The organism is Aureimonas endophytica (assembly GCF_014642635.1).
Taxonomy (GTDB): Bacteria; Pseudomonadota; Alphaproteobacteria; order Rhizobiales; family Rhizobiaceae; genus Plantimonas; species Plantimonas endophytica.
Map to the genome: position 1 here is coordinate 410,902 of NZ_BMIQ01000004.1, position 15,266 is coordinate 426,167.

General features: G+C 68.9%; 13 protein-coding genes. 2 read left to right on the top strand and 11 right to left on the bottom strand.

Features of this window, described 5'->3' with window-relative positions; translation table 11 throughout:
* Window positions 1-4: 4 nt before the first annotated feature.
* A complete protein-coding gene (locus IEY14_RS15435) occupies window positions 5-844 on the bottom strand; it encodes a tetratricopeptide repeat protein (RefSeq protein WP_373288983.1) in 840 nt (279 codons plus the stop codon).
* Between the two features lie 121 nt (window positions 845-965).
* Between IEY14_RS15435 and IEY14_RS15440 the strand changes: the two genes are divergently transcribed.
* Window positions 966-2,333, top strand: a complete 1,368-nt coding sequence (locus IEY14_RS15440; protein WP_188909994.1) for a leucyl aminopeptidase family protein — start codon at window positions 966-968, stop codon at window positions 2,331-2,333.
* A 26-nt stretch (window positions 2,334-2,359) separates the two neighbouring features.
* Window positions 2,360-3,226 (top strand): C40 family peptidase, encoded by an 867-nt coding sequence (locus tag IEY14_RS15445; protein WP_188909996.1) that lies wholly within the window; start codon window positions 2,360-2,362, stop codon window positions 3,224-3,226.
* 189 nt (window positions 3,227-3,415) lie between these two features.
* Here the strand turns inward: IEY14_RS15445 and IEY14_RS15450 are convergent, their stop codons facing one another.
* From IEY14_RS15450 to IEY14_RS15495, 10 genes are all read right to left on the bottom strand, one after another.
* On the bottom strand, window positions 3,416-4,360 hold the full coding sequence (locus IEY14_RS15450; protein WP_188909998.1) for a 2-hydroxyacid dehydrogenase: 945 nt from the start codon (window positions 4,358-4,360) through the stop codon (window positions 3,416-3,418).
* Between the two features lie 20 nt (window positions 4,361-4,380).
* The gene (locus tag IEY14_RS15455; protein ID WP_188910000.1) at window positions 4,381-5,046 is read right to left on the bottom strand and encodes an NUDIX domain-containing protein; all 666 of its coding nucleotides are present in this window, start codon (window positions 5,044-5,046) and stop codon (window positions 4,381-4,383) included.
* The gene (locus tag IEY14_RS15460) at window positions 5,043-6,701 is read right to left on the bottom strand and encodes an ABC transporter ATP-binding protein (protein ID WP_188910003.1); all 1,659 of its coding nucleotides are present in this window, start codon (window positions 6,699-6,701) and stop codon (window positions 5,043-5,045) included. The genes IEY14_RS15455 and IEY14_RS15460 overlap by 4 nt, the downstream gene beginning before the upstream one ends.
* Window positions 6,698-7,780, bottom strand: a complete 1,083-nt coding sequence (locus tag IEY14_RS15465; protein ID WP_188910005.1) for a cation diffusion facilitator family transporter — start codon at window positions 7,778-7,780, stop codon at window positions 6,698-6,700. Before IEY14_RS15465 ends, IEY14_RS15460 begins: the two co-directional genes overlap by 4 nt.
* Complete coding sequence (locus tag IEY14_RS15470) at window positions 7,777-8,127, bottom strand: hypothetical protein (RefSeq protein WP_188910006.1); 351 nt, start codon at window positions 8,125-8,127, stop codon at window positions 7,777-7,779. The genes IEY14_RS15465 and IEY14_RS15470 overlap by 4 nt, the downstream gene beginning before the upstream one ends.
* A 10-nt stretch (window positions 8,128-8,137) precedes the next feature.
* Entirely contained in the window at window positions 8,138-9,364 is a 1,227-nt protein-coding gene (locus tag IEY14_RS15475) for an ABC transporter permease (RefSeq protein ID WP_188910008.1), read from the bottom strand.
* A gap of 4 nt (window positions 9,365-9,368) precedes the next feature.
* On the bottom strand, window positions 9,369-10,457 hold the full coding sequence (locus tag IEY14_RS15480; protein ID WP_188910010.1) for a microcin C ABC transporter permease YejB: 1,089 nt from the start codon (window positions 10,455-10,457) through the stop codon (window positions 9,369-9,371).
* Window positions 10,458-10,499: 42 nt separating this feature from the next.
* Complete coding sequence (locus IEY14_RS15485) at window positions 10,500-12,380, bottom strand: extracellular solute-binding protein (RefSeq protein WP_188910012.1); 1,881 nt, start codon at window positions 12,378-12,380, stop codon at window positions 10,500-10,502.
* The gene (locus tag IEY14_RS15490) at window positions 12,377-14,305 is read right to left on the bottom strand and encodes an extracellular solute-binding protein (protein WP_244639491.1); all 1,929 of its coding nucleotides are present in this window, start codon (window positions 14,303-14,305) and stop codon (window positions 12,377-12,379) included. The genes IEY14_RS15485 and IEY14_RS15490 overlap by 4 nt, the downstream gene beginning before the upstream one ends.
* A gap of 152 nt (window positions 14,306-14,457) precedes the next feature.
* On the bottom strand, window positions 14,458-15,168 hold the full coding sequence (locus IEY14_RS15495) for a c-type cytochrome (protein WP_188910014.1): 711 nt from the start codon (window positions 15,166-15,168) through the stop codon (window positions 14,458-14,460).
* Between the last annotated feature and the right edge of the window lie 98 nt (window positions 15,169-15,266).

Here is a 15,266-nt window from a genome sequence, read left to right on the forward strand (position 1 = left end):
GCCGCTACGACTTCCGGCCGTCCTTGTCCTTCAGCATCGACCAGGTGTTCTGCTGCGCCAGCATCCGCTTCAGATAGGCGACATTCGCCGCGGCGTCCGCCGGCGGCAGTTCGGCGCCGGCGATGCGTTCCGCCTCGTCGAAGCGGCCCTGGAGGCCGACGACGAGCGCGAGATTCTGCCGCACGCGGCTGTCTGCGCCGGGGCGCGCGGTCGCCTGGCGCAGATAGGTCTCCGCCGACTTCAGGTCGTTGGCGAGAAGATAGGACATGCCGAGATTGGACAGGACCGAGGGCTCGTCCGGCCGGATGTCGAGCGCCTTGCGGTAGAGGACGCGCGCCTCCTCCGGCTTGCCGAGCTGATCGAGGATCGCGCCCTCGGCCGAGAAGAGCCGCCAGTCGGGATAGTCCGGCGTCTGGGCGCGGCGCACCGTTTCCAGCGCCTTCGGCAGGTCGCCCGCCGCCGCCAGCGCCTTGCCATAGGCGGCTAGCACCTCGCGATCCTTCGGATTGGCGATCGCCACCTGCCGCATCACGGCGAGCGACTGGTCGTTGCGCCCGGTCATCTGGAGCAGCGAGGCATAGGTGAGGCCGGTCGCCTTGTCCTTCGGGTTCTTCTCGTAGCTGACGCCATAGGTCTCGACCGCCGTGCCGAGCTCGGTCGGCGTCATGCGCTCGAACCCTTGCGTCGGCGCGGCCGCGCCGCCGGCCGGCCGGATCGAGCCGGTGATCATCGGCGAGGTGTTGTGACGCGACAGGCAGCCGCCGGTGGAAAGCAGCGAAAGGGCGCCGAGGCCGAGAAGGCCGGCGCGGACGGCGCCGGAGCACCCGGCGAGACGAAATGGCAAGGTCGATCCTCCGCGAAGGCGGTCTTTGCGGCGGCGGGCAAACCCGTTAAGCCGCAAGGCTCGGCCGACAATGGTTCGTTAACCTTGTCTGGCGGTTGAGGCGGCGGAAGTGATCGAGGCGATGGACGAGACGAAGGGCGCGGCACGGCCGGTCTGGCCGGTTTTCGCGAAGGAACTGGAAGCGCTGCCCGAGGCGGCGCGCGCCTGGGCGGAAGCCTGCCGCTTCAAGGCGGGCGCCGGCGAGGTGCTGCTGGTGCCGGAGGGCGGCGGCGTCGGCGCGGCGCTGCTCGGCCTCGGCAAGCGCGGCACCGCCAGTCCCGCCACCTCGCTCCTCGCCGGCGCGCTGGGCAAGGCCCTGCCGGCCGGCGCCTGGCGCCTCGCCGAGGGCCATCCGCTGGATGCCGGGCTCGCCCGGCTCGCCTTCGCGCTCGGCGCCTATCGCTTCGACCGCTACAAGGCGGAGGAGGAGCCGCCCACCGCGACGCTGGAGGGCGAGGGGGGAGCGCAAGCCGACATCGCGGCGCTTCTCGCCGGCTCGATCCGCCTCGCGCGCGACCTCATCAACACGCCGGCGAACGACCTTCTGCCGGACGGCATGGAACATGCGGCGCGGACGCTCGCCGCCGAATTCGGCGCGGACGTCGCCGTGACGGTCGGCGACGCGCTGCTGGCCGCCAATTTTCCGATGATCCACGCCGTCGGCCGGGCCAGCGCCGTCGCCCCGCGCCTCATCGACCTCAGCTGGGGCGATCCCGGCGCGCCGAAGGTGACGCTGGTCGGCAAGGGCGTCAGCTTCGACACCGGCGGGCTCGACATCAAGCCCTCCTCCGGCATGCTCCTGATGAAGAAGGACATGGGCGGGGCGGCGAACGTGCTCGCCCTGGCGCGCATCGTCATGGGCCGGCGCCTGCCGGTGCGGCTGCGGGTGCTGGTGCCGGCGGTCGAGAACGCCATCGCCGGCAGCGCCTTCCGGCCGGGCGACATCCTGCGCAGCCGCAAGGGCAAGACGGTGGAGATCGGCAACACCGATGCCGAGGGCCGGCTGATCCTCGCCGACGCGCTGGCGCTCGCCGACGAGGAGGCGCCGGAACTCCTGATCGACATGGCGACGCTGACCGGCGCGGCGCGCGTCGCGCTCGGCCCCGACCTGCCGCCCTTCTTCACCGAGGACGAGGGCCTCGCCGAGGCGCTGCGCGAGGCTTCCGAAGCGGTCGCCGATCCGATCTGGCGCCTGCCGCTCTGGCAGCCCTATGCGAGGAACCTCGCCTCCAAGGTGGCCGACATCAACAACGTGACGAGCGACGGCTTCGCCGGCGCGGTCACGGCGGCGCTCTTCCTTCAGGGCTTCGTCGAGAAGGCGAAGAGCTGGGCGCATTTCGACGTCTTCGGCTGGCGCCCGCAGGCTGGCCCGCTCGGCCCGGTCGGCGGCGAGGCGCAGGCGATCCGCGCCCTGCACCGCGTTCTCGAAAGCCGCTATCCGGCCGCCTGAACCGGCCGCGCCAGGAGATCCCGCCGATGACCGACCAGGCGCTCGACCGCCGTCTCCACGCCTATCGGCCGGATCTCGCCGACCGGCGCCTCGAAGGGCGCGTCGCCGCCGCGCGCTTCGTCGAGGGCGAGCCGTGCCGCGTCGCCGTGCCGGTCGCGCCGCTCCGCCGCGCGCCGGAGCCGGACGCGATGCAGGAGACCGAGGCGCTGTTCGGCGAGGGCGTCCGCGTCTTCGAGACACGGGCGGAGGACGGCTGGGCCTGGGCGCAGCTCGATACGGACGGCTATGTCGGCTGGATGGCGGCGGGCGATCTCGGCGCGCCCGGCGCGGCGCCCACCCACCGCGTCGCCGCGCCCTCGACGCTGCTGTTTCCGGGGCCGGACATCAAGCGGCCGGTGCTGGCGCATCTGCCGATGGGCGCGTTGCTGGCGACGGTCGGGGAGGCGAGCGACCATAACGCGACCTATGCGCTGGTCGAGCCGGAGGGCGCCGTCGTCGTGCAGCATCTCCTCGGCATGGACGCGGCGCTGCCGGACTTCGTCGCGACGGCCGAGCGCTGGCTCGGCGCGCCCTATCTCTGGGGCGGCAAGACGGCGGCCGGCACCGACTGTTCGGGCCTCGTCCAGGCGGCGCTGCACATGGCGGGCATGGCGGCGCCGCGCGACACGGACATGCAGGAGGCCGTGCTCGGGACGGGGCTTCCCGAAGGCGAGTCCTTGCGGCGCGGCGATCTCGTCTTCTGGCGCGGCCATGTCGGCCTCATGCTCGACGCCGAACGGCTGCTCCACGCCAATGCCTTCCACATGGCGGTGACGATCGAGCCGCTCGCCGAAACCCGCCGCCGCTTCGAGGCGAAGGGGGTCTTCGTCACCAGCCGCAAGCGGCTCGGATAGCGCGGCGGCGAAACCGCTCTCTTCTCCCGAGCCGGGAGAAGGTCCCGGCAGGGGATGAGGGAGTCGAAGACCGCCGCTCTTCGATGTCATGGCCCCATCCGGCGGGGCCGATCCCCCTATGCTTCCCTCATCCGCTTGGCCGCGCCTCCTCCCGAGCCGGGAGAAGGAGGGACGCTGCGCCGTCGCGCCTCAATAGCCCGCCTGACGGTCCACCACATGCCGCAGCGGCTCGCCGCGCTCGAAGGCCTCGATCTGCTTCAGGATTTCCGGCACGAGGGCGGTCGGGTCGGACACGGCCGCCGCATGCGGCGTGACGAAGACGCGCGGATGCGTCCAGAGCGGGCTCGCCGCCGGCAGGGGCTCGCTCTCGAAGACGTCGAGCGAGGCTTCCGACAGGCGCTCGGCGTCCAGCGCCGCCAGGATGTCGGCCTCGACCTGGAGACTGCCCCGCCCGGCATTGATGAGGACGGGACCGGCGCCGAGCGGCGTCTGCCGCTTCAGGCGGGAGAGGAGTTTCGCATCGAGAATGCCCTTCGTCTCCGGCGTCGCCGGCAGGAGCACGACGAGGATGTCGCTCGCCGCCAGGAAGGGGCCGAGCCCCGCCTCGCCGGCGAAAGTATCGACGCCGTCGACCCGGCGCTCGGTGCGCGACCAGCCGGCGACGCGGAAGCCGAGGACCTTCAGCTTCTCCGCCGCGTCCCGGCCGAGATTGCCGAGGCCCATGATGCCGACGGTGATCTCGCGCGCCGCCGGTTGCAGCCGCTCGTGCCAGAGCTTCTGGCCCTGCTGCGCCCGATAGGCGAAGCCGCGCCGGAAATGGTCCATCACCCGCCAGACGACATATTCGCTCATGCGCGCCGTCAGGTCCTCGGCGACGATCCGCACCACCGGGCGATCCGGCAGCGTGCGGTCGCGCAGGATGTGGTCGACCCCGGCGCCGAGCGAGAAGATGGCCGTAAGATTCGGCAGGCCGGCGAGCAGCCCTTCCGGCTGCTTCCAGACGATCGCGTAGCGGATCGCCGGATCGGCCGGGCCGGCGGGCGCCGTCACCACCTGCCGCCCGGGCGCGGCGCGGCGGAAGATCTCGGCCCAGCGTTCGGGGTCGTAGCCCGTGATGGAAATGAGAATGGTCACGTGGCGATCCCCTTTCGAATTCACCCGGCCTCGCTGGCCGCCTCCAGGCTGGCGGCCAGCCCGTTGGCGAGCGGGCGGCCCTTCCGCGCGAACCAATGGGTGCAGGCGATGAGGAAACCGTTCTCGATGCGCCCGTCGTCCACCGCCTCGATCAGGCGCCCGGCGGGAGCGGCGATCGGGCGGATGTCCTCGTGCTCGTCGGCGAGTCCGGCCGAGGTCTGAAGCCGCGAGGCGTCGACCAGCGCCAGATAGATGATCGCATATTCGTCGGTGAGGCCGGGCGAGGGCAGCATGGTGAAGCAGCGCTCCAGCGCCAGCGCCTTCAGCCCGCTCTCCTCGAAGAGCTCGCGGGCGGCGGCGGCGTCCGGCTCCTCGCCGGGATCGACGACGCCGGCCGGCAGTTCGAGCGCGGCGGCATGGCCCGTCTTCAGCGCCGCGCCGATGCGGAACTGGCGGATCACCACGATCGCGTCGAGCACCGGATCGTAGGGAACGACCACGACGACCGAGCCGGTGGACAGGAGCTCGCGGCGGAGCGGCCCGATCCGGCGCGCCCCGTCCAGCGCCTCGTGCGTCACCGTCACCGCCTCGAAATTGCGGAAGCCGTCCGCCAGCCGCTCGCGCGACAGGACTTCGACATCGAGCGGCTGGTCGGCCAGAAGATCGCGATAATGCGCCGAACTCATTGCGCGGCGGCTCCTGTCCTGGTGGTGGCGATGTCGAAGGCGGCGGCCATCAGCGCCTTGGTGTAGTCCGTCTTCGGCCGCTCGAAGATCTCGGCGGCGGGGCCGCGTTCCACGACCTCGCCATTGCGCATCACGATCACCTCGTTGGCGAGCGCCCGCACCACCTTCAGATCGTGGCTGATGAAGAGATAGGCGAGGTCGTGCTTCTTCTGAAGATCGCGCAGGAGATCGACCACCTGGGCCTGGACGCTCATGTCGAGGGCCGAGGTCGGCTCGTCCAGCATCACGAAGCGCGGGTTCAGCACCATGGCGCGGGCGATCGCGACGCGCTGGCGCTGGCCGCCGGAGAATTCGTGCGGATAGCGGAAGCGGGCGGCCGGATCGAGCCCGACCTCCTCCAGCGATTCCACCACGCGGCGGTCGCGCGCTTCGGAGGAAAGCTTGCGCGCATGCACTTCCAGCCCCTCGCCGACGATGTCGGCGATCGACATGCGCGGCGAGAGCGAGCCGAAGGGGTCCTGGAAGACGATCTGGATGCGCTCGCGCAAGGGGCGCATGGCGGCGAAGGAGCGGTCGTCGATCCGCTGGCCCTCGAAGGCGATTTCGCCTTGCGAGGAGATCATGCGGCAGAGCGCGAGGCCGAGCGTCGTCTTGCCGGAGCCCGATTCGCCGACGACGCCCACCGTCTGGCCGGCGCGCACGGTAAGATCGATGCCGTTCACCGCCTTCACATGGCCGGTCACCTTGCGGAAGAAGCCGGTCTTGATCGGGAACCAGACCTTCACGCCGCGCCCTTCCATCACGACGGGCGCGTTGGCATTGGCGGCGGGCGGCCGGCCCTTCGGCTCGGCGGCGAGGAGGCGCTTCGTATAGTCGTGCCGGGGCTCGGCGAAGATCCGGGCCGTCGGCCCTTCCTCGACGATGCGGCCCTTGTACATGACGCAGACCCGGTCGGCGATGCGCCGCACGATGCCGAGATCATGCGTGATGAACAGCATCGCCATGCCGCGCTTCTGCTGCTGTTCCTTCAGGAGCTCCAGGATCTGCGCCTGGACCGTCACGTCGAGCGCCGTCGTCGGCTCGTCGGCGACGAGGAGGTCCGGCTCGTTGGCGAGCGCCATCGCGATCATCACGCGCTGGCGCTGGCCGCCGGACAATTGATGGGGATAGGCGTCGAGACGCTTTTCCGGCTCCCGGATGCCGACCTGGCGCAGGAGTTCGAGAACGCGCGCCTTCGCCTCGCGCCGGCCGAGACCGCGATGGACGGTGAGGATCTCGCCCACCTGATCGGCGATCGTATGGAGCGGATTGAGGCTGGTCATCGGCTCCTGGAAGATCATCGAGATCTTGTTGCCGCGAATGGCGCGCAGCGCCCGCTCGTCGCAGCCGATGAGGTCGCGTCCGGCAAAGCGCACCTCGCCGCCCGGATGGCTGGCGGCCGGATAGGGCAGGAGCTTCAGGATCGACAGCGCCGAGACGGACTTGCCGGAGCCCGATTCGCCGACCAGCGCCAGCGTCTCGCCCGGCCGGATGGCGAAGGAGACGCGATCGACCGCCAGCGAGGTCCGCCCGCCCTGGTGGAAGGCGACGGAAAGGTCGCGCACATCGAGAAGCGGCTGCCCGGCCGGCTCGGGAGCCCGCGTCGCCGCGCTCATGCCGGCGCTCCGGACAGGCGCGGATGGACATGCGGCGCATCCCGGCCCGTTTCGCCATGGCGATGCTCATGGCGATCCTTGTGCCGATGGGCTTCGGCATGCGGGTGATCGTGCGAATGGCCGTGATCGTGATCGTGGCCATGCTCGTGCCCGCCCGCGAGTCCGCGATCGGCGCAGAGGCCGTATTCGATCTCGACGGTCGCATGCGAGATGCCGAAGCGCTCGGACAAGGCGAGCTTGATCGACCGCACCACCGCCGGCGCGTCCGCCTCCTCGGCGATCCGCGCATGGAGCGTCGCGGCCTTCCGCTTCGGGGTGATCGCCCAGACATGGACGTGATGGATGTCGACGACGCCGGCGATCTCGCGCGTCAGCCCCGGCCCGATCGCGCCGGTCTCCACCCCGGCCGGCGCGCCTTCGAGAAGGATATGGCCGGCATCGCGCACGAGGCGCCAAGCATTCACGAGGATCAGCAGCGAGACGACGACAGAGAGGATCGGATCGATCGGCGTCCAGCCGGTCCAGAGGATGACGAGGGCGGCGCCGATGGCCGCGACCGAGCCGAGAAGGTCGCCCATCACATGAAGGAGCGCGCCGCGCAGGTTGAGGTCCTCCTTGTCGCCGCCATGGAGGACGAAGAAGGCGACGATATTGACGAGGAGGCCGCCGATGGCGACGGCCAGCATCGTGCCGCCGAGGACGGGCTCCGGCGCGGCGAGGCGGCGCCAGGCCTCGATGACGATGACGAAGGTGATGCCGAAGAGCACGAGGCCGTTCGAATAGGCGACGAGAATCTGGAAGCGGTCGTAGCCATAGGTGTTGCGCGCGTCGGCCGGGCGGCGGGCGATGCGGAAGGCCAGATAGGCGAGGGCAAGGCCGGCGAAGTCGACGAACATGTGGCCGGCATCGGCGAGGAGGGCCAGCGAGCCGGAGATGAGGCCGCCGGCGATCTCGGCCAGCATGAACAGCCCGGTCAGCGCCGCCGCGACGGCGATCCGCCGCTCGCTCGCCCCTTCCGCGTGGTCGTGCGAATGGCCGTGGGAATGCGAATGATCGTGGCGATGCTCGGTGGAATTCATGACAGATCGACCAGCTCATCAAGGTCTTCGACGCCGACGCGCCGGATTTCGGGAGGAGTCCGCAGCCGCTTGTCCGAGGCGACGATCAGCCGGCATCCCGCGAGAGAGGCCGATGCCACCTGGATGGCCTCGGGTGCCTTGCCGCCGAAGGACGCGCGGATTCGGTTCAGGCGGCGCGGGAACCGGAGAAGCGCGGGATCGCGATCGTCCGCCAGTCGGATGATCGCGTTCGCGTCGGGATGGACCGGCACCGTCACCTGTCGTCCCACTCGTCGCGAAGGTCCCTGACCCGCGCCACGGCATCCTCGATGCTGGTATTCCTGTGGGCCGCGACGGATCTCGTTCATGGCCGCCATCCTACCTGAACGTCTTCCTCGGGTCGAAGGCGTCGCGCACGGCCTCGCCGACGAAGACGAGCAGCGAGAGCATCAGGGACAGGACGACGAAGCCCGAAATGCCGAGCCAGGGCGCCGTCTGGTTGTTCTTGCCCTGCTGGAGGAGCTCGCCCAGCGAGGGCGAGCCGGGCGGCAGGCCGAAGCCGAGGAAGTCCAGCGAGGTCAGGGTGGTGATCGAGCCGTTCAGGATGAAGGGCAGGAAGGTCAGCGTCGCCACCATCGCGTTCGGCAGGAGATGGCGGAGGATGATGGTGCGGTCCTTCACGCCGAGCGCCCGGGCCGCGTTCACATATTCGAAGTTGCGGGCGCGCAGGAACTCGGCCCGCACCACGCCGACGAAGGAGACCCAGGAGAAGAGCAGCATGATGCCGAGCAGGATCCAGAAGCCGGGCGGCAGGATCGAGGCGATGATGAGGAGCACGAAGAGCGTCGGGATCGAGGACCAGATCTCGATGAAGCGCTGGAAGATGAGGTCCGTCCAGCCGCCGAAATAGCCCTGCACCGCCCCGGCCGAGACGCCGACCAGCGCCGAGAATACCGTCAGCGCCAGGCCGAAGAGTACCGAGATGCGGAAGCCGTAGACGATGCGCGCCAGGACGTCGCGCGCCTGGTCGTCGGTGCCGAGCCAGTTCCAGTTGCCGAGCGTGCAGTTCACGTCGGCGACGCCGTTCGGATATTTGGCGCAGCGCTCCTCTTTCGTCAGCAGCCACCAGGGCGGCGAGGGGGCGTTGGTCGGGATCTCGTTGTTGACGGTGCGATAGGAATAGCGGATCGGCGGCCAGATCATCCAGCCATTGTTGCCGATCTCCTCCTGGATGAAGGGATCGCGATAGTTCGTCACCGGCAGGAAGCCGCCGAAGGTCTCCTCGGGATAGTCGGTGACGAGCGGGTAGTAGAACTCGCCCTTGTATTCGACGAGGAGCGGCCGGTCGTTGGCGATCAGCTCGGCGAAGAGCGTCACGACGAAGAGCAGCGCGAAGATCCAGAAGGCCCAATGGCCGCGCCGGTTGGCCTTGAAGTTCTGGAGCCGGCGCTGGTTCAGCGGCGAGAGCCGCGAGCGCACGACCCGCGCGCCGGGGGCGAGCTGCGCCGTGCCGGCGCTGTCGATGGCGCGGTCCTCGCGCGCCTCTTCCGGGGCGGGCACGTCACCGGGGCGCTCGGCGCGATCGTTCGGGGTCGGCTGATCCATGGCGTCAGACCTGCCGGCTTTCGAAATCGATGCGCGGATCGATCCAGGTATAGGTGAGGTCGGAAAGGAGCGAGGTCAAAAGGCCGATCAGCGAGAAGATGTAGAGCGTGGCGAAGACCACCGGATAGTCGCGCTTGTAGACGCTGTCGAAGCCGAGAAGGCCGAGACCGTCGAGCGAGAAGATCGTCTCGATCAAAAGCGAGCCGGTGAAGAAGGCGGAGATGAAGGCGCCCGGAAAGCCGGCGATGACGATCAGCATGGCGTTGCGGAAGACGTGGCCGTAGAGGACGCGCCGCTCGGCGAGGCCCTTGGCCCTGGCGGTGACGACATATTGCTTGCGGATCTCGTCGAGGAACGAGTTCTTCGTCAGAAGTGTCGTCGTCGCGAAGGCCGAGAGCGACATGGCGATCAGCGGCAGCGTCAGATGCCAGAAATAGTCGAGGATCCGCTGCGGCCAGGAGAGCTGTGCCCAATTGTCGGAGGTGAGGCCCGACAGCGGAAACCAGTCGTAGAAGGAGCCGCCGGCGAAGAGCACGATGAGGAGCACGCCGAACAGGAAGCCCGGCACGGCATAGGCGACGATCACCACCGCCGAGGTCCAGGTGTCGAAGCTCGACCCGTCCTTCACCGCCTTGCGGATGCCGAGCGGGATGGAGATGCCGTAGGAGAGAAGGGTGATCCAGAGGCCGAGCGAGATCGAGACCGGCATCTTCTCCAGGATGAGGTCGATTACCGAGGCGGAGCGGAAATAGCTCTCGCCGAAATCGAAGCGCAGATAGTTCCAGATCATCAGGCCGAAACGCTCGAGCGGCGGCTTGTCGAAGCCGAACTGCTGTTCGAGCTTGGCGATGAAGGCGGGGTCCAGCCCCTGCGCGCCGCGATAGCCGGAGGCCTCGCCGCTGGCATTGGTGCCGAAATCGCCCGACATGCCGCCGACGCGGTCGGCCGCGCCGCCGCCCTGGCCGGACAGGTTCGCGATCACCTGTTCCACCGGGCCGCCCGGCGCGAACTGGATGACGAGGAAGGAGATCGCCATGATTCCGAACAGGGTCGGGATCATCAGGAGAAGGCGTCGGAGGATATAGGCGCCCATGACCCTCTTTCGGTAACGGCTCGCGGCAAGGGATCGGGCCGGTCAGGCCCGGCCGATCGCCTTGGCCTTGGCCTCGTCGTACCACCATAGCGACTCGACGGGAAAGCCATAGTCGGGTTTCGGTTGCCTGAAGCCGAACATGTCCCAATAGGCGACGCGGTGCATTCCGGCGCCGATATTCGGCAGCCAGTCGAGCCGCGCTCGCAGCAGCCGGTCGAGGCAGCGCATGGCGATGGTGAAGCTCGCCCGGTCCCGGGCGGCGCCGACCCGCTCGATCAAGGCGTCGACGCCCGCATCCGCCATGCCGGGAAAATTGTAGGAGCCCTCGACGTCCCGCTGCTTCGAACCGAAGAAGAGTTCGAGGCTCGGCTGCGTCGGCGTCGCCGACAGGGAGAAGGCGGCGAGGATCATGTCGTAGTCGAAGCGGCGCTGGCGGTCCTGATACTGCGCCTCGTCGACGAGCCGGAACGTCGCGTCGACGCCGAGCCGGCGCAGCGTCTCGAAGAACTTGCCGTAGACGCGCTGCTGCTCGGCGCCGTTGATCATGAATTCGAGCGTGAAAGCCTCGCCCCGCGCATTGCTCAGCCGGCCGTTCCTCTGCGTCCAGCCCGCTTCGGAAAAGAGCCGCAGCGCCTCGCGCAGAAGCTTGCGGTCGTTGCCCGAGGCGTCGGAGACCGGCTGCGCCCAGACCTCGCCGAACACCTCCTCCGGCAGCTGACCACGCAAGGGGTCGAGCAGCGCCAGTTCCTCCGGCGAAGGCTTGCCCGTCGCCTTATAGTCCGATCCCTCGAAGGGCGAATCGGAATGGCTGCGCAGGCCGAACAGGAGATTGGCGTTCGTCCATTCGAAGTCGAAGCAGAGATTGATGGCGCGGCGCACTTTGACCTCGCGGAACCGCTCGCGCCGTTGGTTCAGCGCCCAGCATTGGAAGCGCGGCCGCTTCTCCTGCGGGAACTCCGCCTTGACGACGCGCTTCTCGCGCACGGCGGGAAAATCGTATTCGCTCGCCCAGCTGCGCGTCGTGAATTCCTCGCGAAAGGTGATCTGGCCTTTCTTGAAGGCTTCCAGCGCCGGCTGGCGGTCGCGGAAGAAGTCGATGCGCAGGATGTCGAAATGGTCGAGACCGCGCGCGAAGGGCAGGTCCCGCGCCCAATAGTCCTCGCGGCGGTGATATTCGATGAAGCGCCCCGTCTCGAAGCGCCCGATCCGGTAGGGCCCGCTGCCCGGAATCTCGGTGAGGCCGGTCCGCTCGAAGTCGCGCCCGTCGAAGAAGCTCTTCGGCAGGATGGGCATCACCGGTTGGAAAGCTTCGAGCACGCTCTGCGGCGTCTGGCGGCCGGAAAAGACGAGGCGGACGGTGCGCGCATCCTCGGCCACGGCGTCGGTGAGGTCGCGCAGCGTGATCGTCAGGCTAGGATGGCCTTTCTCCTTCATGAGGCGATAGGAGAAGACGACATCCTCCGCCGTCACCGGCGCGCCGGTCGAGAAGCGCGCCTCCGGCCGCAGGCGGAAGGTGAAGCTGTTCCGGTCGACCGAGATCGCGACGCTTTCCGCCAAGGCGCCATAGATCGCGTCCGGCTCGTCCAGCGCGCCGACCATCAGGGAATCGTAGAGCTTTTCGAGACGCGGCGCCGCATTGCCCTGAAGCGTGAAGGTGTTCAGCGTGTCGAAGGTCTGCGGGCTCTGGTTCAGATACCAGTTCGGCACGCTGAGATTCAGCGTGCCGCCCTTCGGCGCCGCCGGATTGGCATAGTCGAAGGCCTGGAAATCCGGCCCGTATTTGAGATCGCCATAGGCGGAAAGGCCGTGCACCGGCGTGTCGGCCGGCACCTCGGCGAAGAGGGGGCGCGGCAGGGCCGCCGCGGCGCCGGCCCCGAGCGCCAGCTGCCCGAAGCGGCGGCGCGAAAGACAGGCGCTGCTCACGTGCGCGGCGCCGGCAACTTGGCGGCCTTGGCCTCGTCCCACCACCAGAGGGCCGGCCAGCCGATCGAATATTTCGGCAGTTCGGCCGGATGCGAGAAGCGGTCCCAGATCGCGACGCGGACATCCGAGGCGACATAGGACGGGATCATGTACTGGTTGGCGAGGAGCACGCGGTCGAGCGCCTTCGTCGCCGCGATCAGCGTCTCGCGGTCCTTGGCCTGGACGACGTCGACGACGAGCTGGTCGACCGCCGGGTCCTTGATGCCGGCATAGTTCTGCGAGGCCGGCTTGTCGGCGGCGCTCGAACTCCAGAAGTCGTATTGCTCGTTGCCCGGCGACAGCGACTGGGCGAGGCCGGTATAGATCATGTCGTAGTCGCGGCCGCGGATGCGGTTGATATATTGCGACGGATCGACGGGGCGGAGCGCCATCTCGATGCCGATGCGCTTCAGGCTCTGCTGATACTGGCCGGCGACGCCGGTCAGCGTGTCGCCGTTGAGGAGAAGCTCGAAGGCGAAGGGCTGGCCGTCGGCGCTGTTGACGAGCCGGCCGCCGCGCTGCTCCCAACCCGCCTCCTTCAGAAGCTGCAACGCCGCGCGGAGATTGTCGCGGATCTTCGCGTTGTCGCCGCCGACCGGGTTCTCGTAAGGGGTGGTGAAGACGCTGTCCGGGATCTTGCCCTTCAGCGGCTCCAGGAAGGCGAGTTCCGCCGGGCCGGGCAGGCCGGAGGAGGCGAGATCGGTGTTGAAGAAGAAGGAGTTCGGCCGCCGGTACTCGCCGAAGAACAGCGTGCGCTGCATGGTCTCGAAGTCGAAGGCGAGGTTCAGCGCCCGCCGCACCCGCAGATCCTGGAACAGCGGCCGGCGGAGATTGGGCGCGAAGCCGACCATCAGCCCGGCGGTGCGATAGGGATTGGGGTAGCGCTCCTGTTTGACGAAGCCGTCCTTCACCGCCGGAAAGTCGTAACCCGTCGCCCAGCGCGAGGCCTTGTTCTCCGACCAGAAGTCGAACTGGTTGGCCTTGAAGGCCTCGAAGGCGACGGAATCGTCGCGGAAATAGGTGTAGTCGATGCGGTCGAAATTGTTCTGGCCGACATTCACCGGCAGGTCGGCGCCCCAATAGTCCTTCACCCGCTCGTAGGTGACGCCGCGCCCGGCGCTGACGGCGGCGATGCGATAGGGGCCGGAGCCGAGCGGCGGCTCCAGCGTCGTCTCGGCGACGGAGCGCTGGCGCCCGGATGCGTCCTTGCCGGTCCACCAATGTTTCGGCAGGACGATGAGCTGGCCGACGATGTTCGGCAGCTCGCGATTGTTCTTCTCGTCGAAGGTGAAGGTCACCTCGCGCTCGCCGGTCACGGCGGCGGAGGCGACGTGCCGATAGTAGAAGCCCTGGCTCGGATTGAGCTCCTTCAGCTGCTCGAAGCTCCAGACCACGTCCTCGCCGGTCACCGGCTGGCCGTCGTGCCAGCGGGCCTTCGGATGGAGGCGATAGGTGACGGAGGAATAATCGGCCGGATAGGACACGCCGTCGGCGAGAAGGCCGTATTCGGTCGAGCTCTCGTCCTCCGACGCCTTCATCAGCGTGTCGAAGACGAGGCCGATCCCTTCCGCCGGGTCGCCCTTCGACAGGATGGGATTGAGCGTGTCGAAGGAGCCGATCGACTGGAGGCGGAGCTGGCCGCCCTTCGGCGCGGCCGGATCGACATAGTCGAAATGCAGAAAGCCCGGCTGGTATTTCGGCGCCTCGATGAGGCCGAGGCCGATGCGCCAGTCGCGCGTCGCGGCGGCCGCCGGCGCGGCGGGCTGGATCGGCGCCGCCTCGGTCGCGGCGGGCGCCGCCTCCTCGGCGAAGCCGAGGCGGGGCGCGAGCGCGAGGCTCGCGCCGGCGAGAAGGACATGGCGGCGGGACGGGCGATGAATCGTCAACGGGCTCTCCGGATGGTTCGGGCACGTCAGACGGATTTTGTGGCCATCCTTCGGCAAGCCAAGGCGATAAACGAAAGTTTAGCCTTGGCAAGCGCTTGGGGGCGGGCGCGGCGCGGCGCCGAGGAGGCTGCGCCGAGGCCGGAGCCGGCCCTTTACGGCGCCGGGGCGGGCGCCGGGGGCGTCGCGGGCTTGGCCGGGGTGGCGCCGACACCGGCGGCCGGCGCCTGCGGCTGGCTGTCATTGCCGGGCGCGGTCGTGGTGCCGGGCTGCTCGGTCGCGGGCGCGGCGGGCGCGGTGGCGGCGGCATCCGCCGTCGGCAGCGGCTCGGGATTGTCGGACAGCGTGCGCAGGTAGGCGAGAAGGTCGCCGCGATCCTTGTCGTTCTTGATGCCGGCGAAGCCCATCGCCGTGCCCTTCACATAGTCCTTCGGACCATGGATGAAGTGGTTCAGCTTCTCGAAGTCCCACTTGCCGTCGCCCTGGCCGGCGAAGTCCTTGAGGCCCGCCGAATAGCTGAAGCCCTCGTGGCTGGCGATCGGCCGGCCGACGACGCCCCAGAGATCCGGGCCGACCTTGTTCGGGCCGCCCTTCTCGCCGCTGTGGCAGGCCTGGCATTTCTTGAACTGGGCGAGCCCCGCATCGGCGCTGGCGCTGGCGAGGATCTGCGCGGCGGGCGGCACGGCATTGGCGTCGGCCCCGGCTCCCCCGCCGGCGGCCGGCGTCTCCAGCGCCTGGATCGCATAGCCCGGCTTTTCCGGTGCTTCGGAACTGAACCAGGCTTCCGCCAGAAGGCTGCCGCCGAACAGAACGAAGACCACGCCGAGGATCGCCCCGAAGATCTTGTTGGCCTCGAATGAATCCATGGAAAGCGAAGTCCCGTCGGTAGGCCGGCGGCGGCCTCCCCTGGCTCGCCCACCCGGCGGTCTTGGCAAGTTCGTCGCAACGCCTGTATGGAAGCGCG

Coding starts and splice junctions, on each gene's coding strand:
- IEY14_RS15440 (WP_188909994.1), top strand. CDS start 966: ATGGACGAGACGAAGGGCGCGGCACGGCCGGTCTGGCCGGTTTTCGCG.
- IEY14_RS15445 (WP_188909996.1), top strand. CDS start 2,360: ATGACCGACCAGGCGCTCGACCGCCGTCTCCACGCCTATCGGCCGGAT.
- IEY14_RS15455 (WP_188910000.1), bottom strand. CDS start 5,046: ATGAGTTCGGCGCATTATCGCGATCTTCTGGCCGACCAGCCGCTCGAT.
- IEY14_RS15460 (WP_188910003.1), bottom strand. CDS start 6,701: ATGAGCGCGGCGACGCGGGCTCCCGAGCCGGCCGGGCAGCCGCTTCTC.
- IEY14_RS15465 (WP_188910005.1), bottom strand. CDS start 7,780: ATGAATTCCACCGAGCATCGCCACGATCATTCGCATTCCCACGGCCAT.
- IEY14_RS15470 (WP_188910006.1), bottom strand. CDS start 8,127: ATGAACGAGATCCGTCGCGGCCCACAGGAATACCAGCATCGAGGATGC.
- IEY14_RS15475 (WP_188910008.1), bottom strand. CDS start 9,364: ATGGATCAGCCGACCCCGAACGATCGCGCCGAGCGCCCCGGTGACGTG.
- IEY14_RS15480 (WP_188910010.1), bottom strand. CDS start 10,457: ATGGGCGCCTATATCCTCCGACGCCTTCTCCTGATGATCCCGACCCTG.
- IEY14_RS15495 (WP_188910014.1), bottom strand. CDS start 15,168: ATGGATTCATTCGAGGCCAACAAGATCTTCGGGGCGATCCTCGGCGTG.